21 protein-coding genes and 1 pseudogene are annotated in these 22,528 nt (G+C 68.4%); 19 read left to right on the top strand and 3 right to left on the bottom strand.

The window, feature by feature from the left end; translation table 11 throughout:
• Window positions 1-56 precede the first annotated feature (56 nt).
• The 8 genes from ACN675_RS08110 to ACN675_RS08075 all read left to right on the top strand — a co-directional run bounded on the left by ACN675_RS08110 (window position 57) and on the right by ACN675_RS08075 (window position 7,355).
• Window positions 57-1,247, top strand: coding sequence for a lipid-transfer protein (locus tag ACN675_RS08110; RefSeq protein WP_420750358.1), 1,191 nt, complete (start codon window positions 57-59; stop codon window positions 1,245-1,247).
• The gene (locus ACN675_RS08105; protein WP_420750357.1) at window positions 1,247-1,729 is read left to right on the top strand and encodes a MaoC family dehydratase N-terminal domain-containing protein; all 483 of its coding nucleotides are present in this window, start codon (window positions 1,247-1,249) and stop codon (window positions 1,727-1,729) included. Before ACN675_RS08110 ends, ACN675_RS08105 begins: the two co-directional genes overlap by 1 nt.
• Window positions 1,726-2,136 carry a MaoC/PaaZ C-terminal domain-containing protein gene (locus ACN675_RS08100; protein WP_420750356.1) on the top strand — a complete coding sequence of 137 codons (411 nt, stop codon included), beginning with the start codon at window positions 1,726-1,728 and terminating at the stop codon, window positions 2,134-2,136. Before ACN675_RS08105 ends, ACN675_RS08100 begins: the two co-directional genes overlap by 4 nt.
• A 46-nt stretch (window positions 2,137-2,182) precedes the next feature.
• Window positions 2,183-3,010 carry an SDR family NAD(P)-dependent oxidoreductase gene (locus ACN675_RS08095; RefSeq protein WP_420750355.1) on the top strand — a complete coding sequence of 276 codons (828 nt, stop codon included), beginning with the start codon at window positions 2,183-2,185 and terminating at the stop codon, window positions 3,008-3,010.
• A gap of 3 nt (window positions 3,011-3,013) precedes the next feature.
• Window positions 3,014-4,165 (top strand): acyl-CoA dehydrogenase family protein, encoded by a 1,152-nt coding sequence (locus ACN675_RS08090; protein WP_420750354.1) that lies wholly within the window; start codon window positions 3,014-3,016, stop codon window positions 4,163-4,165.
• 16 nt (window positions 4,166-4,181) lie between these two features.
• Window positions 4,182-5,303 (top strand): CaiB/BaiF CoA transferase family protein, encoded by a 1,122-nt coding sequence (locus tag ACN675_RS08085; protein WP_420750353.1) that lies wholly within the window; start codon window positions 4,182-4,184, stop codon window positions 5,301-5,303.
• 172 nt (window positions 5,304-5,475) lie between these two features.
• The gene (locus ACN675_RS08080) at window positions 5,476-6,546 is read left to right on the top strand and encodes an alcohol dehydrogenase catalytic domain-containing protein (protein ID WP_420750352.1); all 1,071 of its coding nucleotides are present in this window, start codon (window positions 5,476-5,478) and stop codon (window positions 6,544-6,546) included.
• 386 nt (window positions 6,547-6,932) lie between these two features.
• Window positions 6,933-7,355: a response regulator transcription factor gene (locus ACN675_RS08075; RefSeq protein ID WP_420750351.1), complete on the top strand. Its 423-nt coding sequence runs from the start codon at window positions 6,933-6,935 to the stop codon at window positions 7,353-7,355.
• Between the two features lie 42 nt (window positions 7,356-7,397).
• Here the strand turns inward: ACN675_RS08075 and ACN675_RS08070 are convergent, their stop codons facing one another.
• Window positions 7,398-8,051: a hemerythrin domain-containing protein gene (locus ACN675_RS08070; RefSeq protein WP_420750350.1), complete on the bottom strand. Its 654-nt coding sequence runs from the start codon at window positions 8,049-8,051 to the stop codon at window positions 7,398-7,400.
• Between the two features lie 85 nt (window positions 8,052-8,136).
• On the opposite strand from ACN675_RS08070, the gene ACN675_RS08065 reads away from it, so the two are divergent.
• Complete coding sequence (locus ACN675_RS08065) at window positions 8,137-9,255, top strand: response regulator transcription factor (RefSeq protein WP_420750349.1); 1,119 nt, start codon at window positions 8,137-8,139, stop codon at window positions 9,253-9,255.
• 143 nt (window positions 9,256-9,398) lie between these two features.
• Window positions 9,399-10,952: an AMP-binding protein gene (locus ACN675_RS08060; protein WP_420750348.1), complete on the top strand. Its 1,554-nt coding sequence runs from the start codon at window positions 9,399-9,401 to the stop codon at window positions 10,950-10,952.
• Window positions 10,953-10,987: 35 nt separating this feature from the next.
• Here the strand turns inward: ACN675_RS08060 and ACN675_RS08055 are convergent, their stop codons facing one another.
• The gene (locus ACN675_RS08055) at window positions 10,988-12,034 is read right to left on the bottom strand and encodes a hypothetical protein (RefSeq protein WP_420750347.1); all 1,047 of its coding nucleotides are present in this window, start codon (window positions 12,032-12,034) and stop codon (window positions 10,988-10,990) included.
• 153 nt (window positions 12,035-12,187) lie between these two features.
• On the bottom strand, window positions 12,188-13,345 hold the full coding sequence (locus tag ACN675_RS08050; RefSeq protein WP_420750346.1) for a globin domain-containing protein: 1,158 nt from the start codon (window positions 13,343-13,345) through the stop codon (window positions 12,188-12,190).
• Between the two features lie 258 nt (window positions 13,346-13,603).
• Between ACN675_RS08050 and clpB the strand changes: the two genes are divergently transcribed.
• From clpB to ACN675_RS08005, 9 genes and pseudogenes are all read left to right on the top strand, one after another.
• On the top strand, window positions 13,604-16,159 hold the full coding sequence (clpB, locus tag ACN675_RS08045) for an ATP-dependent chaperone ClpB (protein ID WP_420750345.1): 2,556 nt from the start codon (window positions 13,604-13,606) through the stop codon (window positions 16,157-16,159).
• Window positions 16,160-16,227: 68 nt separating this feature from the next.
• The gene (locus ACN675_RS08040; RefSeq protein WP_420750344.1) at window positions 16,228-17,085 is read left to right on the top strand and encodes a hypothetical protein; all 858 of its coding nucleotides are present in this window, start codon (window positions 16,228-16,230) and stop codon (window positions 17,083-17,085) included.
• A 28-nt stretch (window positions 17,086-17,113) separates the two neighbouring features.
• Window positions 17,114-17,773: a hypothetical protein gene (locus tag ACN675_RS08035; RefSeq protein WP_420750391.1), complete on the top strand. Its 660-nt coding sequence runs from the start codon at window positions 17,114-17,116 to the stop codon at window positions 17,771-17,773.
• A 51-nt stretch (window positions 17,774-17,824) separates the two neighbouring features.
• On the top strand, window positions 17,825-18,616 hold the full coding sequence (locus tag ACN675_RS08030) for an SDR family NAD(P)-dependent oxidoreductase (RefSeq protein ID WP_420750343.1): 792 nt from the start codon (window positions 17,825-17,827) through the stop codon (window positions 18,614-18,616).
• Window positions 18,617-18,707: 91 nt separating this feature from the next.
• Window positions 18,708-19,325, top strand: a complete 618-nt coding sequence (locus ACN675_RS08025) for a LemA family protein (protein ID WP_420750342.1) — start codon at window positions 18,708-18,710, stop codon at window positions 19,323-19,325.
• A gap of 79 nt (window positions 19,326-19,404) precedes the next feature.
• Complete coding sequence (gene pyrE / locus ACN675_RS08020) at window positions 19,405-19,938, top strand: orotate phosphoribosyltransferase (protein WP_197254864.1); 534 nt, start codon at window positions 19,405-19,407, stop codon at window positions 19,936-19,938.
• Between the two features lie 18 nt (window positions 19,939-19,956).
• On the top strand, window positions 19,957-21,060 hold the full coding sequence (gene galT, locus ACN675_RS08015) for a galactose-1-phosphate uridylyltransferase (protein WP_420750390.1): 1,104 nt from the start codon (window positions 19,957-19,959) through the stop codon (window positions 21,058-21,060).
• Entirely contained in the window at window positions 21,057-22,208 is a 1,152-nt protein-coding gene (gene galK / locus ACN675_RS08010; RefSeq protein ID WP_420750341.1) for a galactokinase, read from the top strand. The genes galT and galK overlap by 4 nt, the downstream gene beginning before the upstream one ends.
• A gap of 31 nt (window positions 22,209-22,239) precedes the next feature.
• Window positions 22,240-22,528 (top strand): annotated as a pseudogene (locus ACN675_RS08005) (lysoplasmalogenase); the annotation flags it as partial.

Raw genomic sequence — 22,528 nt, 5'->3', positions numbered from 1 at the left:
CAACGCAGACCTGTGTCACTCTGCTTATTAGAAATTCACTTATCGAAGGAGGCGCGATGAATCGCCGAGTATTCGTGGTCGGTGTCGGGATGACGAAGTTCGAGAAGCCCGGCGCACGCGAAGGGTGGGACTACCCCGACATGGCGCGGGAAGCGGGGAGTGCGGCACTGTCCGACGCCGGCGTCTCGTACGACCGGATCCAGCAGGCATACGTGGGCTACGTGTACGGCGACTCGTGCTCGGGGCAACGCGCGGTGTACGAACTGGGGCTGTCCGGGGTGCCGGTCGTCAACGTCAACAACAACTGCTCGACGGGTTCGACCGCGCTCTATCTCGGGGCCGAAGCCATCCGGGGCGGTCGCGCGGACTGTGTGCTCGCTCTCGGGTTCGAGAAGATGCAGCGCGGCTCGCTCAGCGCTTCCTACACCGACCGGGCGGGCGCGCTGGACAAGCACCTGGAGGTGCTCGCCCGCAAGTATCAGCCGCAGGAGCCGTTCGCCCCGTACATGTTCGGTGCCGCGGGACTCGAACACATGGAGCTGTACGGTTCCACGCCCGAGCATTTCGCGATGGTGGGGGAGAAGAACCACCGGCACTCGGTCGACAATCCGTACGCCCAATTCCAGGACGAGTACACACTGCAGGAGATCCTCGATTCGCGTTCGATCTACGGGCCGCTCACCAAGCTGCAGTGCTCGCCGACCTCGGACGGCTCCGGCGCCGTGGTCCTCGCGAGCGAGGATTTCGTGCGCGAGAACGGGCTGACCGAGCAGGCCGTCGAGATCGTGGGCCAGGCGATGGTCACCGACCTTCCGGAATCGCTCGGTGGGAGCGCTATCTCTGCCGTCGGTTTCGACATGAGTCGTAAGGCCGCCGAGATGGTCTTCGAGCAGTCCGGCCGATCGGCCGAGGAGGTCGATGTCATCGAGCTGCACGACTGCTTCTCCGCAAACGAGCTGCTCACCTACGAGGCGCTCGGTCTCTGCGACATCGGCGAGGGTCACAAGTTGATCGAGAAGGGCGACACGACCTACGGAGGTCGCTGGGTGGTCAATCCGTCCGGTGGCCTGATCTCGAAGGGCCACCCGCTCGGCGCCACCGGCCTCGCGCAGTGCAGCGAGCTCACCTGGCAGCTGCGGGGTATCGCCGGCAATCGTCAGGTCCCCGATGCGCAGCTCGCGCTGCAGCACAACATCGGACTCGGTGGCGCCGTCGTGGTCTCGCTCTACCGGAAGGCGGCGATCTGATGGCCATCGATCGCAGCATCATCGGTCAGGAAACCGGCCGGGCGTCGTTGCTGATGACCCGGAGCCGACTGCGCGACTTCGCGGTCGCCACAGGCCAGCGGGACCCGATCTACACCGATCTCGAGGCGGCGAAGAAGGCCGGGCACCCGGACCTACCGGTCCCACCGACCTTCCTGTTCGGGATCGCCATGGAGGACCCGGACTCCGCCGGATTCCTCGACCGCCTCGGCGTGGATCTGCGCTTCGTACTCCACGGCGAACAGCAGTTCTCCTACCGGCAGGTGGCCCACGCGGGGGACGAACTGACAGTGGTGAGCACGGTGAGCGACATCTACGACAAGCGTGGCGGCCGACTCGAGTTCCTCGTGCAGGACTCCGTCGTCACCAACCAGCACGACACGGTCGTTGCGGAGATGCGCAGCGTCCTCGTCGTCCAACACCCGGACCCGGCCGCAGTGGCCGGCGAGGAGAGCAACCGATGAGCATCGACACCCTGGTGGCCGGAGCCACCCTTCCCGCCCTGGAGATCCCTCCGATCTCGCGGACCACACTGGCACTGTTCGCCGGCGCTTCCGGTGACCACAACCCGATTCACATCGACATCGACGTGGCCCGGTCGGCCGGTCTGGACGACGTGTTCTCTCACGGAATGCTCTCGATGGCGTACCTCGCCCGATTGCTCACCGATTTGGTTCCCCAGGAACGGATCCGGTCGTACAAGGTGCGTTTCGCCTCGATCACACCCGTGCACGGGCAGCCCACCTGCACCGCGACGGTGGCCTCGGTCGCCGACGTCGACGGCGAACGACTCGCCACGCTCGATCTTCGGGTTTCCCTGACCGACGGCACGACCACCCTGGTCGGCGAGGCAACCGTCGCACTCGACTGAACCGGAACCCACCTTCTCACGACACACCCAGTAAGGACGAACAATCATGGGAAAGCTCAACGGTAAGACAGCGATCGTCACCGGCGCGGGTCGCGGCATCGGCCGGTCCATCGCCCTCCAGTTGGCAGCGGAGGGAGCCAACGTCGTTGTCAACGATCTCGATGCGGTGCCGGCCACCGAGGTGGTCGACGAGATCACCGGTGCGGGTGGCGCGGCCGTCGCCTGCGCAGGCAGCGTCACGGATCCGGAATTCGCCGATCGATTCGTCGGCACCGCCACGCAGAACTTCGGCGGCCTCGACATCATCGTCAACAATGCCGGATACACCTGGGACAGCGTCATCCAGAAGATGACCGACGAGCAGTGGGACGCAATTCTCGACGTCCACCTCAAGGCGCCCTTCCGTATCCTCCGTGCCGCTCAGCCGGTGATCAGCAAGGCCGTCAAGGCAGAGCGCGACGCAGGACTCCAGGTGCATCGCAAGGTCGTCAACATCTCCTCCGTGGCAGGCATTTACGGCAATGCCGGTCAAGCCAACTATTCCTCGGCGAAAGCCGGCATCGTCGGCATGACCAAGACCCTGGCCAAGGAGTGGGGACGCTACAACGTCAACGTCAACGCGGTGGCGTTCGGGTTCATCGAAACCCGGCTGACCATGGCACCCGCCGACGGTGACTCGACCATCGACGTGGAAGGCCGCCAGATCAAGGTCGGGGTCAACCCGCAGCTGCTCGCCGCCGCGAAGCAGATGATTCCTCTCGGCCGTCCCGGCACACCGGAGGAAGCTGCCGGTTCGGTCGTGATGCTGACCTATCCGGAATCCGACTACATCAGCGGACAGCTGATCATCACCGGCGGCGGGTACGAGGGCTGAGACATGGCTACAGCGCAGTACGTTTCGCCGTGGCGTGACCCCGAGGTCGACGCCCTCGGTGAACTCGCCACGAAGTTCTTCACCACCGAGGTGGTGCCGCACCGGGAGAAGTGGGAAAGTCAGCAGTACGTCGATCGTGAGGTCTGGCGCAAGGCCGGCGACCTCGGGCTGCTGTGCTGTTCCATCCCGGAGGAGTACGGCGGCGGCGGTGGCAACTATGCCCACGAGGCTGCAATCATCGAGGCCCAGGCCCGTTCGGGTGACGCGACATTCGGCATTCTCGTGCACTCGGCGATCGTCGCCCACTACATCTACGCTTACGGAACCGAAGAGCAGCGCCGTCGATGGTTGCCGCCGATGGCGAGGGGTGAGCGCATCGGGGCAATCGTGATGACGGAGCCGGGAACCGGGTCGGATCTGCAGGCGATCCAGACCCGGGCGGTCCGCGACGGCGACCACTTCATCGTCAACGGCGCCAAGACTTTCATCTCCAACGGTGGCACCGCCGATCTGCTCGTCGTCGCGGTCAAGACGGATCCCGAGGCCGGGGGCCGCGGAATCTCCCTCCTCGTGGTCGAAACCGACAACAGCCCAGGCTTCGTGCGAGGCCGGATCCTCGACAAGGTCGGGTGCAAGGGCGCCGACACGTCCGAACTCTTCTTCGAAGACGTCCGGGTGCCGGTCGCGAACCTGCTCGGTCCGGAGGGACAGGGCTTCATGCAGCTGAAAACTCAACTCGCCCAGGAGCGTCTCAATATCGGGATCTCCGCCGTCGGCGCGATGGAAGCCGCTGTCGCGGCAACCGTGGACTACACGAAGTCACGTAAAGCATTCGGGCAGTCTGTCTTCGACTTCCAGAACACCAGGTTCGAGCTTGCCGAGTGCGCATCCGTGACGCATGTGGCCCGGGTGTTCGTCGACCAGTGCATCCAGCGGCACCTGGCCGGAGAACTCGACGCCACCACCGCCGCGATGGCGAAGTACTGGCTTACGGAGCAGCAGTGCGATGTCGTCGACAGATGTCTCCAGCTCTTCGGGGGCTACGGATACATGCGTGAGTACCCCATCGGACGTATGTATGCCGACGCCCGGATTCAGAAGATCTACGGCGGCACCAACGAGATCATGAAGGAGATCGTCGCACGGTCCCTGTGACCGGGACGAAACGACCATGAACACATCGAATTCGAATCCCACGCGGTCGACCGGGCCGCTTGCCGGGCTCCGGGTGGTCGAGCTGGCCGGTATCGGTCCCGGGCCGCACGCGTGCATGCTGCTGGCCGACCTGGGTGCCGACGTGATCCGCGTCGAGCGCCATTCGACGCCGGAACTGATCCCGGGAGTGTCGAGTGACAAGGACACCACTCTGCGGGGACGAAAAGTAGTGCGTGTCAACCTCAAGGATTCCGACGATCTTGCCGGTGTCCGCAACCTCATCGGCTGCGCCGACGTACTCGTCGAGGGCTTCCGTCCGGGTGTTACCGAGCGCCTCGGCCTCGGACCCGATCCCTGCCTGGAACTCAACCCGCGGCTGATCTATGCCCGGATGACCGGCTGGGGTCAGGACGGCCCGTTGGCGAACGCGGCCGGCCACGACATCAACTACATCTCGCTGACCGGAGTACTCGACAACATCGGTGTGGCGGACGGCAAGCCGGTTCCACCGCTGAACCTGGTGGGCGACTTCGGCGGCGGCTCGATGTTCTTGATCGTCGGCGTTCTGGCGGCGCTCTGGGAGCGCGAACGTTCGGGGCGCGGGCAGGTCGTCGATGGTGCGATCGTCGACGGGACCAGTGTGCTCGCCCAGATGCTGTGGTCGTTGCGGGGAGCGGGAGCATGGGCGGCGGGCCGGGGGGAGAACTTCCTCGACGGGTCCACACCGTTCTACGACACCTACACGTGCGCCGACGGCCGGCATGTCGCCGTCGGCTGCCTGGAACCGCAGTTCTTCGCGGAGATGGTCCGTGGTCTCGGTCTGGAGATCGGTGAATTGCCGGCTCAGTGGGATCGCGCACGCTGGCCCGCGCTGAGAGCGGCATTGACGTCGGCGTTCAAGTCCCGCACCCGGGACGAGTGGGCCGAGGTGTTCACGGGCACCGACGCGTGTGTGACGCCGGTACTCAGCTACGACGAGGCGCTTGCGGACCCGCACATGTCGGGGCGCGGGATTTTCGAGAACATCGGTGGCGTCGATCAGCCGCGGCCGGCGCCGCGGTTCTCGCGGACCGACCCGGCCACGCCGGTACCTGCCGGCCGACTCGACCTCGCCTCGGCGACACGCAGCTGGGCCTGACCCGAAACGGGTACCAGCCGATTATCGCGTATCCGGCGCGAACCTGATGTCCGAGCTCGGCGCAGCCGATAGGGCTGAGCGGCATCGGTTTTCGGGAGGCACTCCGCTGCTGGAGCGGAGTGCCTCCCTGAAGGTGGGAGAAGTACGACGTGGTGGCAAGGGAGAAGACGCGATGAAAGCTCTGACCTATCGCGGGCCGAGGGACGTGGCCTGTGCCGAAGTCCCATCGCCGGTGCTGTCCGGGGACCTCGACGCCATCGTAGAGGTGACGTTGGCCGGTATCTGCGGCAGCGATCTGCACATCTGGGGCGGACACGGATTCACCGACGACATCGGTTTCATCGTCGGGCACGAAGCCGTCGGAATCGTGAGGGAGGTGGGTGCCGGTGTCACCGGATTCGCGCCCGGCGACCGAGTGTTGGCCACGGCGTCGGTGGGCTGCACGACGTGCTCCGAGTGCGCGGCCGGTCGAGTGTCGACCTGCACCTCCAAAGCCGGTAAGCCCTGGCAGTCGAGCTGCTACGGGCTCGGCCACGCGCTGGCCGGCACCCAGGCCGAGTACCTGCGAGTGCCGAACGCGGACGTGAATCTGGCGACGATCCCGGACTCGGTCGGCGACGAGGCCGCGCTGGTGCTGACCGACAACGCACCGACCGCATGGTACGGCTGTCGGCGGGCCCGGATCGTGCCCGGCGACTCGGTGTTGGTGATCGGGCTGGGGCCGGTCGGGTTGATGTCGGTCCAGTCCGCCATCGCGATGGGTGCCGGGCAGGTCCTCGCGATCGATCCGGTGCCGGACCGCCGTGCGCGGGCCCAGGCGATGGGTGCCCGTGCGATCGACGTGGGTGACGACCGGAAGAGCCAGGTCCGAGCAGTCCGCGACGCGACGGGTGGCCGGGGCGTCGACGCCGTCATCGAGGCGGTCGGCGCGGACGCCACGATAGATCTGGCGCTGCGCGCGGTACGGGTCCGTGGGCGGGTCAGCGTGATCGGCGTCAGCCAGAACAACCAGTTCACCTTCCCGATGGAGATTGCCCAGCTCAAGGAATTGGACTTCGCGATTGGCTTGTGTTCGGCGCAGGCAGAGCTCCCGACGTTGCTGGCGCTCACCGAGAACGGCCGCCTTGATCCGGGGGCTGTTGTTTCCCACCGATTTCCGTTGTCCGAGGGTGACCGTGCCTATCGGATGTACGGCAGCCGCTCGGACAGCGTCTGCAAGGTGGTGCTGGATCCGAGACTCTGAGCACGTCGACCCGCGCTGTTCGTCGCCGACGTCCCCTTATGCGAGCGGCGTTTGCCGACAGCTTCTCGAGGCCGCGTCGTGGAGGGACCCCGAGTGGCCGGTTGGGGCCGCGCGTGTTCATTCCCATCTGCGGACGCGGCGGTACTCGTTTCCTATCTCCTGGCTCGTCCCTGACTTCAGATTCCGACCACCCGTGCCCGTTCTCAATCCCTCGTTGATTCCGCATCAACGTGTAGACCCCCGGGCGCGGTTATGCCACTGGTTCGTCGGTCGAGCTGCGTCCTCGCAGGACGAGCATCGGCAGTAGGGGCGACACACAGTGATGAGAGTCCGAAGGGGACACAGCTTCTCGACGCACTTCGCGAACAGGTCTCGTTCGACTCGCCATGCAGGTCCGGACTCTCGGGGGCAGGCCGGTCGTCGTGCGGGCGCGAACCCGCGACGGCGAATGGGTCGTGTTGCGGGCCGTGGGTACCGCGGACGGGACCAGGCCGTCCGGGGTGGTGGTCAACATCGAGCGAGCGCACCCGCCCGAGGTCGTCACGTTCGTCGCCGCAGCCTACCGTCTGTCCGCGCGGGAATCCGAGGTGGTGCGTCAGATGCTGGCCGGGCGCACCCGCGAGCAGATCGCGCGGGCCCTGTTCGTCAGCCCGTACACCGTGCAGGACCACCTCGAGAGCATCTACGCCAAGACCGGGGTGCGCAGGCGGCGCGACCTGGTGACGCGGCTGGCCTGGTCACACATCCTGCCGCGGAAGGGCGAGCCGCTGGCTCCCGACGGGTCCTTCGCGGCCACGGCGAGCGGGTGACGTCCGCCCTCCTTTCGTTCCGGGTGGGTGCCGTGCGTGCGCCTATTCCCATCTGCGGGCGTGGCGGTACTTCGGTTCCCACCAGAACCGGTGGACGAGGCGCAAGGGCAGTGGCAGCTCGCTGAACACCAGGCGGACCCGGTCCTCCGGGGCTCCCTCGAACAGGTACGGCGTCGTCGCCGCGACATCGGAGAGGGACATCTTGCGCAGCGCGTCCTTGGAGATCTGATGCCATTCCTCGGACGTCAGGGCGCGGGCGACAAGGGGCAGCGCGTCGCGTTCCTCGTGGGCGAGATGGGACCGCAACAGGTGCACTATCGCATCCAGACGTTCCGCCAGGACGTCGGGTCCGTGCTCGCGGTCGTCGAACGCTTCCTCGACGGCCGCGAGTGTCGGATCGATGAGTGAGTGTTCGGCTTCCATCGCATCGAGCACTTCGAGGGCGTCCGGCTCCTGGCCGAGCCGGGTGCGCATCAGCGGCCAGAGGAATTCGTCCTCGATCATGTGATGCTGATGCAGTTCCCGGCTGAAGCCGTGCCAGCCGAGCAGCACCGCATCGTGGGTGGCCGGGTCCTCGGGGACACCCTTCTCGGCGACCCGGGCAAGGCGTTCGGAGTCGCGCCGGAAGGCGTCGTGGATGAGGTACATCACCTCGAGATCGGCATCGGACATCGGGGTGGATTTCGTGGTGGTCATCGGTCCTTACCTCCTGGCTGGCCCGCCTCCAGATTCCGATCTCCCATGTCCGTTCTCAATCCCACTTTCGGGGGATACTGGCTCCATGGACGCGGCGCGCTCTGCCGCCCGGTTGAAGTCGACGGTCCGCCGCGCGGCGCGGACTGCGACCGATTCCGCGGATTTTCGGACACAGATTCTCGATGCACTTCGCGAACAGATCCCGTTCGACGGCGGGGTCGTGGCTCTCCTGGATCCCGCGGTCCGCATTCCGACGGCGGCGACGAACATCGGTTTCGACGACAATGCCGGAAAACTCTGCGCCGAACTCGAATACGGACCGGACCCGGACACCTTCAGTTTCGACGAGTTGTTTCGCCGACCGGGTGGAATCTGCAGTGTGCGGCAGGTGACCGGTGGACGATTCAGGACTTCCCGGCCCTACCGCGAATTCCTCGAACCGATCGGGGTCGACGACGATGTGCGCATGCTGCTCCGCAGCCGGGACGGAACGTGTTGGGGTGTAGCCGAATTGTCGAGGTCCGAGATGGCCGCGTTCACCGAGGCCGAGATCGGTATCCTCGCCGCGGTCCTCCGCGACATCGGTGACGGTCTCCGGACGAGCCTGCTCCGCCAGGCGGCGTACCCGAATTCGGACTCGGACGACGGTCCTGCGGTCGTGATCGTGGACGACCACGACGAATTGGCGATGACGACACCTGCGGCGCGGGCCTATTTCGACCGGCTCGGCTGGACGGCATCCGCCCGGCCGGCGGGGGAACTGCTGGTGCGTTTCATCGCGATGCGGGTTCGTTCCTCCGGCGGCGGGCCGGTCGTGGTGCGGGCGCGGACTCTCGACGGCGAATGGGTCGTCCTGCGGGCCGTGGGCACCGCGGACGGGACCGGGCCGCCCGGGGTGGTCGTCAACATCGAGCGAGCGCACCTGCCCGAGGTCGTCACGTTCATCGCCGCGGCTCACGGCCTGTCCGCGCGGGAAACCGACGTGGTGCGTCAGGTGCTGGCCGGACGGACCCGCGAGGAGATCGGGCGAGCCCTGTTCATCAGCCCGTACACCGTGCAGGACCATCTCAAGAGCATCTTCGCCAAGACCGGGGTGCACAGCCGGCGCGACCTGGTGGCGCGGCTGGCATGGTCGCACTACGTGCCGCGACTCGGTGATCCGGTGGCGTCCGACGGTTCCTTCGCGGCCGCGTCGAGCGGGTGACATCCCCGGTGCCCGCGGGCATCGAAATGCAACATGTTTCAGTTTTCGGCGTCCGGCGGTTATCGTGACGGACAGCAGGTGACGGAGCCCACACCGGCGGAGCGGCCGTCACCCACGCCGTCACCACGAGCGGAAGGACGACCATGACCGAGGAGTACGCCGACCTGCACCGGCCCGTGTTCACCGCGGACCTGCTGATCACCGCCCTCGACCGAAGCGCCGACAAGCCCGCGCTGTACCTCGGCGACGTGGTGCTCACCGGCGGTGAAATGCGGGACGAGATAAGCCGGTTCGGGCAGGCGCTCGCGTCCGTCGGCGTCGGGCAGGGCTCGTCGGTGGCGATGCTGTCGAAGAACCGTCCCGAGGTGCTGATCTCCATGGGTGCGACGATGGTCGCCGGTTGCCGCAACAGCGCCCTGAACCCGATGGGGTCGCTGTCGGATCACCTGTACATCGTCGAGGATGCCGCGATCGAGACCCTCATCTTCGATCCCAACCACTTCGAGGAGCGGGCCGCCGAACTGAAGGCGCAGGTCCCCACTTTGAAGAACGTGTTCTCGCTCGGTCCGTCGGAGGTCGGCACCGACATCCTGGCGCTCGCGGCGACGTTCACGCCGCAGCGCCTCGTCGCCGCGCCGGTGGACGCCGAGGACACCTCGAGCATCGTCTACACCGGCGGCACCACCGGCAAGCCGAAGGGCGTCATGGGGGCGTTCCGCTCCGGTGTCGCGCTGACCCAGATCCAGATGGCCGAATGGGAGTGGCCCGAGGAACCCCGGTTCCTGATCTGTACGCCGCTCTCGCACGCGGGCGCCGCGTTCTTCGTCCCCACCCTGCTGCGCGGCGGATCGCTGTACGTCCTGCCGTACTTCGACCCGGCTCTCGTCCTCGAAACCATCGAGAAGCACCGCATCAATGCCACGATGCTCGTGCCGACGATGATCTACATGCTGCTCGACCACCCCGACTTCGACAAGCGCGACCTGTCGAGCCTGCAGACGCTGTTCTACGGTGCCTCGGCGATGTCTCCGGCGCGGCTGCGTGAGGGCATCGAGCGGCTCGGCCAGGTGTTCTTCCAGTTCTATGGGCAGTCCGAGTGCGGCATGACCATCTCGGTGCTCCGCAAGAGCGAGCACATCGCCGACGACCCCGAGCGCCTCGCCACCTGCGGCCGGCCCGTGCCGTGGCTCGACGTGCGCCTGCTCGACGACGACCTCAACGAGGTGCCCCGGGGCGAGCTCGGCGAGATCTGCGTGCGCGGCCCGCTGGTGATGAAGGGCTACCTGAACAAGCCGGCCGAGACCGCCGAGGCGCTGCGCGGCGGCTGGCTGCACACCGGCGACGTGGCCCGTGCCGACAAGGACGGCTTCCTCACCATCGTCGACCGCAAGAAGGACATGATCGTCACCGGCGGTTTCAACGTCTTCCCCCGTGAGATCGAGGACGTCATCTCGTCGCATCCCGCGGTCGCGTCGGTCGCGGTGGTCGGGGTGCCGGACGTCAAGTGGGGCGAGGCGGTCAAGGCGTGCGTCGTGCTGCGTGACGGTCAAACGGTCGCCGCCGAGGAGTTGATCGAAAGCGTGCGCGCGGCAAAGGGTTCTGTGCACGCCCCCAAGTCCGTCGACTTCCTCGACTCGCTGCCGCTGACTCCGCTGGGGAAGCTGGACAAGAAGACGCTGCGCGCGTCGTACCGGTAAGTGCGGCTGACGCCGCCGGTGTGCCTTTGTGGCGGTCAGGGCCGCCAGAAAGGCACACCGGCAGCGCAGCTGCACTGGGACGGTGAGCGACGTCGCCACCCGAGGCGGGCGAGGACCGCTTCGACCTCGGCCGCCACGCCGCACGGGTCGCGGACGACTTCGTCGTAGCCGTAGACCAGGCGGGACCGGCCGGCCAGTTCGGCGGCGTTGTCCCGGCGGCGGTCGCGGAAGGCGACCTCCGCCATCGCGTGGAACCGGCGCCCGTCGAGCCGGACCGTCAGCGCAGCCCCGTGGGTGTCGTACGTGCAGTCCTCGTACAGGGTTCGCCCGTCGACGATCACCGGGGTCTGGCGGTCCGCCGTCGGTAGGCCGTGGCGGCGCTCGACGTCGGTGGCGTACCGGAACTCGAGCATCGACTGGACGCCCGAGGCGAGCAACCCGACGGCGTCCTCGAGTGTCCTGCGGTAGCGATACGGCTTGCGCTCGTGCATGCGACGTCGCACCTCCGACAGGGGAATCCGCCCGTTGGTCACGATGCGCACCAGGGCGCTGTAACCGTCCTGCGCAGTGGGTTCGGCCGTCGCCAGATCGATGGCGGTGTCGGCGGTGCTCGTGCGCGGCGGCATCGTCGGCACCGCGATGTGCGGATGCGCACGGCTACGGTGGACGATCACCCCCGGATGCAGCATCTCCCCGAAGTGCGGCAGCCGGACGTCACGGGGTTGCGCGGTCGCGAAGGTCGCGGGCTGGCCCCGCGTCGACAGACCGAACGGGACGGTGACATGGACGGGTGCGAGCGGGTCGATCGGCAGCAACCCCCATTCCTCGGCGGCCGTGCGATGACTGAGGACGGCGACGTCGCCGCAGAACGCCAAGGCAGCGGCGAGGATCACCGGGCGCGACAACGGGCCCGTGGTCACCGAATACACACCGTGGAGGACCTGCTGCCAGCGACCTTGGTCGAGGCGGTGGCGGATCCCGTGCCACGTGAATTCGTGATGCATCAGCTGGGCGCGGGTGATGATGCCGTGCTGGAACGCGACGACCCGGTCGAGTTCGGGGATCTCCGGAAGGAACGACACGCCATCATGATTGCCGTGTAGACCGCGCGGAGATGTCCGCGAACGGCGGATCGGCGAAATCTGTGGATGAACGGGGCGCTTGGGGATAAATCCCCGGTGTGCACTTGTGGCGGCTCCCACCGCCACAAAGGCACACGGGCGGCGCCAGCCGCACTACAGCGGATCGAAACTGATGTTCTGCCTTGGTGTTCCCGCTGCGGACAGTGCGTACAGCGTTGTCTTGATCATCGACGGGGATCCGGCGATCTGGATCTGACGGTCCGCCCACGACCCGAACTGGGCCACGACCTTACCGAGCTTGCCGTACATCGTGCGGTGCAGGCCGGTCGGCGGTTCCAGCACGGGAACCGGGTGCCACCAAGGGTTTTCCTTCTCCTCGACGACCGGGACGACGGTGAGCCAGGGGTTGGTCATCGCCAGGTGCCACAGCGTCTCGATGTCGTAGAGGTCGCACGGGTACTTGCCGCCGTAGAACAGGTGGACGCGCGGATTGTCCCCGCGCATCGCCATTTCCATGAGTTGCGCGCGCAGTGGGGCCAGACCGGTACCGGAGGCGATCATCAGTACGTCGCCGCGCGACCGGTCGACGTGCAGGCCGCCCAGCGGCGGGCCGATGACCCACCGGTCGCCGACCGCGGTCTCGCCGACGAGTGCCGGGCTCACCCAGCCGCTGGACACGCGCCGGACGTGGAACTCGATCTGTCCCTGAGGATTCGGCGGGATCGCCGCGGAGAGGTACCGCCACATCTGCGGGCGGTGCGGGGTCTGCACGCTCATGTACTGACCCGCGTGGTACGGGATGGGGGAGTCGCTCTCGAGCCGGATGATCGCCAGGTCCGGCATCACCCGTTCGTGGCCGACGACGGTCGCGCCCCACACGGCGGGCAGGTCGTCCTCGGCGGACGCGATGGCCATGGCGGCGACCAGCCGGCTGATGATCTCGCGCCAGGTGTGTTCGAGCGCGGCCGTCCACAGGATCAGCGGTGTGCACTCGCGGACCGCGACGAGCATCGCCGCCCCGGCGGCCCGGAAGTGCTCGGGTCGCACCCCGTACTTGCGGTGGTCGCGGGCGAGTTGAGAGAGGAACGCCTCGACGACGGCGAAATCGCTGAGTCGGTTGACGGCCCACCCGACCGCGGTCGCGAACCGGTGCCGCATCGATTCCATGCCCGCCGGGAACAGCTCGCGCAGGGCCGGGTTGTCCGCCCACAGCGCGGTGTAGAACGCCGACGCGAACCGTTCGGGGCCGGTGGGGGTGGCGACGATCGAGGCGAAGCTGAGCTGGACACGGGCGATGGCGAAGGCCTCCACGCCACCCTCCCACGTGCTGTTCCTGCTGGTCGGCCGCCACTGTAGCCGTTCCTTGATCAATCGCGCCACCAATGGGCGGCGTCCGGTCGCGGCGGATATCGCACACTGGAAGCGCCAGAGTGATGCACGTCACCGAGATTCTCAAACTTGAGTGGAACAAACTCAACTTTGGACTCGTTGATCACATCGAGTTCCCGCGGACAGTACTGCGGGCGTAAGAATTGATACGGACACACTCGAGAATGGAAGGGGCCCGTAGTGGACTCGTTCAATCCGACAACGAAGACCCAGGCTGCACTGACCGCTGCGCTCCAGTCGGCGTCCGCTGCGGGCAACCCGGAGATCCGACCCGCCCACCTGCTGGTGGCGCTTCTCGACCAGACCGACGGCATCGCCGCGCCGCTGCTCAAGGCCGTCGGCGTCGACCCCCTCGTCGTCCGGCGGGAGGCCGAGAGCCTCGTCGACCGGCTGCCCAAGGCCAGTGGCGCGACCACCACACCGCAACTCGGCCGTGAGGCCGTTGCGGCGATGACCGCTGCCCAGCATCTGGCGACCGAACTCTCCGACGAATACGTCTCCACCGAGCACGTCCTCGTCGGGCTCGCGAGCGGCGACTCGGACGTCGCCAAGCTCCTCGCCGGCCACGGTGCCACCCCGGCCGCGCTGCGCGAGGCGTTCACCGCCGTGCGCGGCACCGGCCGCGTCACCACCGCCGACCCGGAAGCGACGTTCCAGGCGCTGGAGAAGTACTCGACGGACCTCACGGCCCGCGCCCGTGAAGGCAAGCTCGACCCGGTCATCGGGCGCGACAACGAGATCCGGCGCGTCGTGCAGGTGCTCTCGCGCCGTACGAAGAACAACCCGGTCCTCATCGGTGAGCCGGGCGTCGGCAAGACCGCCATCGTCGAAGGACTCGCGCAGCGCATCGTCGCCGGCGACGTCCCCGAGTCGCTGCGCGGCAAGACCGTCATCTCCCTGGATCTGGGGTCGATGGTCGCCGGCGCGAAGTACCGCGGCGAGTTCGAGGAACGCCTCAAGGCCGTCCTCGACGAGATCAAGCAGTCCGCCGGTCAGATCATCACGTTCATCGACGAGCTGCACACCATCGTCGGCGCGGGCGCCACCGGTGAATCCGCGATGGACGCCGGCAACATGATCAAGCCGATGCTGGCCCGCGGCGAGCTGCGGCTCGTCGGCGCGACCACCCTCGAGGAATACCGCAAGTACATCGAGAAGGACGCCGCTCTCGAGCGTCGATTCCAGCAGGTGCTGGTCGGCGAGCCCAGCGTCGAGGACACCGTCGGCATCCTGCGCGGGCTCAAGGAGCGGTACGAGGTGCACCACGGCGTGCGCATCACCGACTCCGCGCTCGTCGCCGCCGCGACCCTCTCGGACCGGTACATCACCTCCCGGTTCCTGCCGGACAAGGCCATCGACCTCGTCGACGAGGCCGCGTCCCGGCTGCGGATGGAGATCGACTCGCGTCCCGAGGAGATCGACACCGTCGAACGCATCGTCCGTCGCCTCGAGATCGAGGAGATGGCGTTGCAGAAGGAAACCGACGAGGCCTCGAAGGAGCGGCTCGAGAAGCTGCGCAGCGAGCTCGCCGACGAGCGCGAACGACTCAGCCAGCTCACCACCCGCTGGCAGAACGAGAAGACCGCGATCGACTCCGTCCGCCAGATCAAGGAACAGCTCGAAGCCTTGCGTGGTGAGGAGGAACGAGCCGAACGCGACGGCGACCTCGGCAAGGCCGCCGAACTGCGGTACGGCCGAATCCCTCAGCTGGAGAAGCAACTCCAGGCCGCCGCGGAAGCCTCCGGTGCCGCCTCCGACGGTGACGTGATGCTCAAGGAGGAGGTCGGACCGGACGACGTCGCCGACGTCGTCGCCGCATGGACCGGCATCCCCGCGGGCCGCATGCTCGAGGGCGAGACCGCCAAGCTGCTGCGCATGGAGGACGAACTCGGCAAGCGTGTCGTCGGACAGACCGAGGCCGTGCAGGCCGTGTCGGACGCGGTGCGCCGCGCCCGCGCCGGCGTCGCGGACCCCAACCGGCCGACCGGCTCGTTCCTGTTCCTCGGCCCGACCGGTGTCGGCAAGACCGAGCTCGCCAAGGCGCTCGCGGACTTCCTGTTCGACGACGAACGCGCCATGGTCCGGATCGACATGTCCGAATACAGCGAGAAGCACTCGGTCGCGCGGCTCGTCGGTGCACCTCCGGGCTACGTCGGTTACGAGGCCGGCGGCCAGCTCACCGAGGCGGTGCGCCGTCGGCCCTACTCGGTCGTGCTGTTCGACGAGGTGGAGAAGGCCCACCCGGACGTGTTCGACACGCTGCTGCAGGTGCTCGACGACGGCCGGCTCACCGACGGTCAGGGCCGCACGGTGGACTTCCGCAACACCATCCTGATCCTCACCTCGAACCTCGGTTCGGGTGGCGACAGGGACTACGTGATGGCCGCGGTGCGGGCCGCGTTCAAGCCCGAGTTCATCAACCGGCTCGACGACGTCGTCATCTTCGACTCCCTGTCGGAGGAACAGCTCGAGCAGATCGTCGAGATCCAGCTCGGTCAGCTGGCCGACCGGCTCGCGGCGCGCCGGCTCACGCTGGACGTCAACGGTGCCGCCCGGATGTGGCTCGCGGTGCGCGGGTACGACCCGCAGTACGGTGCCCGGCCGCTGCGTCGCCTCATCCAGCAGGCCATCGGTGACCCGCTCGCCAAGAAGCTGCTCGCCGGTGAGATCCGCGACGGCGACACCGTGCAGGTGGGTGTCACCGACGACGGCGATCGCCTGACGATCGGGGCCTGACCTACCCTCGTGCGCGTTTCCGGTAGCACCCGCTACCGGAAACGCGCACGGGTACCTTGGGAGAGACCATGACGAATCCGCAGGATCCGCGCACACCGCAGGAGCGCGCGTACTCGCTCGACGAGTCGCACGACGAGACGCGGGTGCTGCACACGTCCGATCCGACCGAGGCATACGGTCGCCCCCAGCCCACGCAGGCGCTGCCGCCCTACGGCCAGGCGCCGGGGCAGGGCTATCCGCAGGGCTACCAGCCGACCCAGCAGTTCTCTCCCACGGAACAGGTCCGGCAATACCAGCCCGAACAGCAGTACCAGCCGACCCAGCAGTACCAACCGACCCAGCAGTACGGCTACAGCCCGGAGTACGGCTACGGGCCGGGCGGGCCGGGCGTCCCGCCGGGCACCCCGCCGACACCGGAACCCCAGGAACCGCGCCGGCGCCGCTGGCTGTTGCCGGCGCTGGCAGCCCTCGTCGTGATCGCCCTGGCCGGTGTCGTCGGATACCTGCTCAGCGGGGGGAGCGGCAACGACGCCCCGACCGCGTCGGCTCCCACGACCACCCTCGCGCAGCCACCCGCAGCGACGCGGACGCAGCCGCCGACCCTCGAGCCGTCGCTGCCCCCGACCCTTCCGCTCGACCGGCTGCCCGGTGGGCTCGGCGACGCCATCGGATCCAACGGCACGACCATCGGCACCGTCACGGCGAACGACGGATCGAGCATCACGATCAGCGGGATCGGCGGCACTGTCGTCACCGTCCGGTTGACGCCCGAGACCCAGATCATCGCCCTCGCGGGTTCCTCGCCGTCGGCGTTGCGCGTGGGTGACACCGTTCTCGCGCAGGGCACACCCGTCCGGGACGGGGAGATGACCGCCGACACAATCGTCAGCGCGACCGTGCCCGGCTTCAACCGTTCCGGCAACTGAACACGCTAGGCTGGGCCCGATGACGGTTATGTGGTTCGGTCTTGCAGCGGTCGCGCTCCTCGGCGCGCTCGTACTGCTCTACATCGACCGCACACGCCGGGAGCAGTCCGGGCGGGTGCGGGAGATCTGGGCGCGTGCACAGGGCTACAAGTACACCGCGTCCGACGGTTCGCTGCCGTCGAACTGGCATCGTGCCGCTCTCGCGAAGCAGGAGTACCTGGGCGCCATCGACGTCGTGCACGGTGTGCGCCGCGGTGACGAGTTCCTGCTCTTCGACATCGAGGAGACCGCCACCATCGTCGCGGTGCGCCGCAAGGTCGGGTCCGACGTCGACATCGACCTGCGCCTGAAGTCGACCCCGCCGCCGAAGGATCCCGACATGAATCTGCTCGGGTCCATCGGGCCGCGGGTGGTGTTCACGACCGATCTCGAGATCGCGCGGCGCGTCTGCGACCAGCGGATGGTCGCGTTCACCGAGTCGATCCCGCCGCACGTGCAGATGCTGTGGAGCGAGAACGAGTGGACCCTCGGCTCCATCCCGCTGAACAGCAACGGTCGCGAGTGGGACGCCGCGATCGACACCGTCGCGCGGCTCTCGGGGATTCTGCACGTGCTGCCACCGGTCGTGGAACCGGCGGAGATGGACCGCGGCATGCACGACCCCGGCCGGCCGTCGGCGCACTACTGACACCGCGCACCGGGTATTACCCGCCGGTAAGGACCCGCTAGTGTGACCGGCATGACACCGGATCGTTCTGCTCGACCCGTCGCTCTCGTCACCGGCCCCACCTCGGGCATCGGCGCCGGATACGCCCGCGCGCTCGCCGCTCAGGGCTACGACCTGGTGCTGGTGGCCCGCAACGAGACGAAACTCGCCGACCTCGCGGCCGACCTGAAGGGCCGCCTCGGCGCCGAGTCCGAGATCCTGGCCGCCGACCTCGCGACCGAGGCGGGACGCGCCCGCGTCGCCGAACGGCTCGCTCGCGGTGTCGACATGCTCGTCAACAACGCCGGCTTCGGCACGACCGGCGAGTTCTGGACGGCTGCACCGGAACTGCTGCAGGCGCAGCTGGACGTGAACGTCACGGCGGTGATGCAGCTGACGCGCGCGGCATTGCCGCCGATGATCGCGGCCGGTTCCGGCCGCATCGTCAACGTCGCCAGCGTGGCGGGCCTGCTGCCCGGCCGAGGCTCGACCTACTCCGGCAGCAAGGCCTACGTCGTCTCCTTCACCGAGGGGCTGGCCGGTGGTCTCGCGGGGACGGGCGTGCAGGTGCAGGTGCTGTGCCCCGGTTTCGTGCACACCGAGTTCCATCGCCGCGCGGGCATCGAGATGGACTCGATCCCGGAGTGGATGTGGCTCGATGTCGACACGGTGGTGCGCACGTCCCTCGCCGACCTCGAAGCGGGGAAGGTGCGCAGCATTCCCGGCCTCCAGTACAAGGTCCTCACCACCGCGGGCCGGCTCGTCCCGGTCAACCTCGTGCGGCGCCTGACGAACATCTTCGGCCGGGGCCGCGGCCGCACCTGAGAGCGTGCGCCAGGTCACGGTCCGGACACACCCTGCGGACACGCGGGACCGGTGATGCGCACGGATGGACCACCTCGGTACATTTCTGCGCGTGACCGTTGTGGCTGTTGTGATCGCTGTGATTGTGATGCTCGTGCTGTCGACCCGCACGGCGATGCGTCGCGCGCAGAAGCTCAGAACCCGGCACCGCGACAGCCTGCGCCTGCTCGCCAACGAACTCGACGATCGCTACGACCTCGTGCCCGCGCTGATCGCGGCGTCGGCCGGTGCCGGCGTCGAACGCAGCCGCATCAGCCCGGTCGTCGGCGCCCGCACCTTCGCCATCGCGATGCGCGACCAGCGTCTCGGCCTCGGCGAGCGCGCGGCCGCCGAGAACACGCTGTCCGCGACGCTGCACGAACTCATCGGGGACCCGGACGAGGGCACCCACTGGCCGTTCATCCGCGTCGCCCGGGAACTGCGGAAACGAGAGGTGCGCATCGCCGGGGCCGCGCGCGTGCACAACGATCTCGCCCGCGAGATCAACAGGACGGTGAGCCGCTTCCCGTCCTCGATCTTCGCGAAGCTGGCCGGGGTGGAGGCCGTTCCCCTGTTCGAGGTCACGCTCCTGCCCGAGGACACGATGCAGGCGGAGGACACGGCCCGGGTCGAGGTCGCGCAGCCGGTCGTGACCGAGGGTGGCGAAGCGTCGAGCACCGTCGCGGCCTGACCGCACGTCGCACCGACTAGGCTTCTTGCCGCCGGTCCCGCGGGCCGGCGGCACGAACAATCGACGGTGAGGACGAGCGATGAGTGATCGCGAAGAGCTGGCTGCGCTGGTGCGTGAGCTGGCAGTGGTGCACGGCAAGGTGACGTTGTCGTCCGGTAAGGAAGCCGACTACTACGTGGACCTGCGTCGCGCGACCCTGCATCACCGGGCCGGTCCGCTGATCGGCAGCCTGCTGCGCGAACTCGTCGCCGATTGGGACTTCGACGCCGTCGGCGGGCTCACCATGGGCGCCGACCCGGTCGCGCTGGCCGTGATGCACGCCCCGGGCCGGCCCATCGACGCGTTCGTCGTCCGCAAGGCCGCGAAGGCCCACGGCATGCAGCGTCAGATCGAGGGACCCGACGTCGTCGGCAAGCGCGTGCTGGTCGTCGAGGACACCACCACCACCGGTAACTCGCCGCTCACCGCCGTCAAGGCGCTGCGTGAGGTCGGCGCGATCGTCGTCGGTGTCGCGACGGTCGTCGACCGGGCCACCGGTGCCGACGCCGTCATCGCCGCCGAGGGGCTCGAGTACCGCTCGCTGCTGGGCCTGGCCGACCTGGGCCTCGAGTAGCAGCCGGTGACCCCGCGGGTGCGTCGCACCGTCACGCAGCTCGCGGACGGTCGCGAACTGATCTGCTTCGACGACACCGAACCGTATGTCTCCGGTGGCGCCGCGCGGAATCTGCACGACGCCCGCGACCTTCCGCCGGTGACCGCGACGTCGGAACTGCGCCTGGATCCGCTCACCGGTGAATGGGTGACGTTCGCGGCGCACCGGATGGACCGCACGTTCCTGCCGAGCGCCGCGGACTGCCCGCTGTGCCCGACCCGTCCCGGCGGCCCGCCCACGGAGATTCCGGCCGACTACGACGTGGTGGTGTTCGAGAACCGCTTCCCGTCGCTGACCCCCGGAGGGGACGCCGCCCCGACCATCGACGACGAACCGCTGTGGCCGCGGCGACCGGCCGGCGGCCGCTGCGAGGTGGTGGCGTTCACCTCCGACCACGACGCACGGTTCGCGGATCTGCCGGTGTCGCGGGCGCGCACCGTCATCGACGTTCTCGCCGACCGCACCGCCGAACTCTCCGCGTCGGCCGGTGTGCGGCAGGTGTTCTGCTTCGAGAACCGCGGCACGGAAATCGGTGTGACACTGGAACATCCGCACGGGCAGATCTACGCGTACCCGTTCCTGCCGCCGCGGTCGCAGGTGCTGCTCGATCGTGCCCGCGCCCATCGGGCGGCGACCGGACGGTCGCTGCAACGCGACGTGCTCGATGCCGAACGCCGCGCCGGCAGCCGCGTCGTCGCGGCCGGTGCGCACTGGACCGCGTATGTGCCCGCGGCGGCCCGCTGGCCCGTCGAGGTGCACGTTGCCCCGCACCGCGACGTTCCGGATCTGGCGGCGCTCACCGACGACGAACGCGACGAGCTGGCGCTGATGTACCGGGACGTGCTCGGCCGCGTCGACCGGTTCTTCGACGGGCGCGACCGGGTGCCGTACGTCGCGGCGTGGCACCAGGCTCCGGTGGGGGACGGTCGCGAACACGGGCGGCTGTTCGCGCAGGTCTTCTCGGTGCGCCGCGCCGTCGACAAGCTCAAATATCTCGCCGGATCGGAATCGGCGATGGGCGCATGGATCAGCGACACCACGCCCGAGCGCATCGCGGCACGCCTGCGGGAAGTCGCGGAATGAGCGTGTGCAGCGAGGCCCGCGCACGGTTCGTCGACGACTTCGACGAATCCCCGGACGGGGTGTGGTGCGCGCCCGGGCGGGTCAACCTGATCGGCGAACACGTCGACTACGCGGACGGGCTGTGCCTGCCGATGGCACTCGACCACTGCACGGCCGTCGCGGTGCGCCGCCGTGTCGACGGGATGCTGCGACTGCGCAGCGCCGGATTCCCCGCGGTCGACGTCACCGTCACCGACATCGCGTCCCGCGCGGTCCCCGGCTGGGCGGCCTATGTCGCCGGGGTCGTGTGGGCTCTCGGGCCGGCCGGTTTCGCGGGAGCCGACGTCGCGGTGGTCTCGGACGTCCCGGTCGGGGCGGGGCTGTCGAGTTCCGCGGCGCTCGAATGCGCGGTCGCGCTGGCGCTGGCCGAACTGTACGGACGGGCCACCGACGACGCCGGCCGTGCGGTGCTCGCGTCCGCCTGCATGCGCGCCGAGAACGACTTCGTCGGCGTGCCCACCGGCGGGATGGACCAGCAGATCTCGCTGCGCGGACGGGCCGGGCAGGCGATGCTGCTGGACTGCCGCACCGGCGAGGTCCGGCACGTCCCGTTCGACCCGGCCGCCGACGGTCTGACGCTGCTCGTCGTCGACACCGCCGCCCCGCACCGCCTCGTCGACGGGCAGTACGCGGAGCGTCGTCGCGCGGTCGAGGACGCGGCACGGCAACTCGGGGTCGCAACCCTGCGTGACGTGGAAGATGTTTCGGCCCTGCGGGATTCGCTGAAGGACGAGGTGCTGCTGCGTCGGGCGCGGCACGTCGTCACCGAGATCGTCCGGGTCCGCAACGCTGTGGATGCGCTCGACGGCGGTGACGTGCGGGCGCTCGGTCTCTTGCTCGACGCCTCGCACCGCTCCCTGCGCGACGACTTCGAGGTCAGCTCCGTCGAACTGGATTCGGCCGTCGACGCCGCGCGCGACGCCGGGGCGCTCGGCGCCCGCATGGTCGGGGGAGGTTTCGGCGGTTCGGCGCTCGCGCTGTGCGAGGCGGACGAGGTCGACGCGATCTCGCGTGCCGTGCTGGTCGCGGCCGAGCGTCGCGGACTCCCACAGCCGAGGTTCTGGGAGGTGGCTCCGGCCGCCGGAGCGCACCGCTGCGACACGGCGTGAGCGGCGGGGTGCGGACGGTACTGTGCCCTGCATGGGTGGGTTCAGCACAAGTTGGTTCGGCCGGAGGAAGTGGGGCGCCGAACATGCGGTGTTCGCCGCCGCGACCGCGGCGACGGTACTCGGTGGGGTGCTCGGCAACGAGAAGCTGCAGCAGGTCGCCAAACCACTGATCGCGCCGGCACTCGCGGTGCGGGTGCTGCGCCGCAGCCGGGACACCGACCGCGTCGACACCGCCCTGCTGCTGGCCGGACTGGCCGCCGCGACCCTCGGCGACGTGTTCATGATCGACCCGGACGACGACCGGAGGCTGCTGCGCGGCG

Source organism: Rhodococcus sp. O3 (assembly GCF_048897285.1).
In the GTDB taxonomy this organism is placed as follows: domain Bacteria; phylum Actinomycetota; class Actinomycetes; order Mycobacteriales; family Mycobacteriaceae; genus Rhodococcus.
Note: the sequence above shows the minus strand (reverse complement) of the source record. Positions and strands in the feature narration are given on the sequence as shown.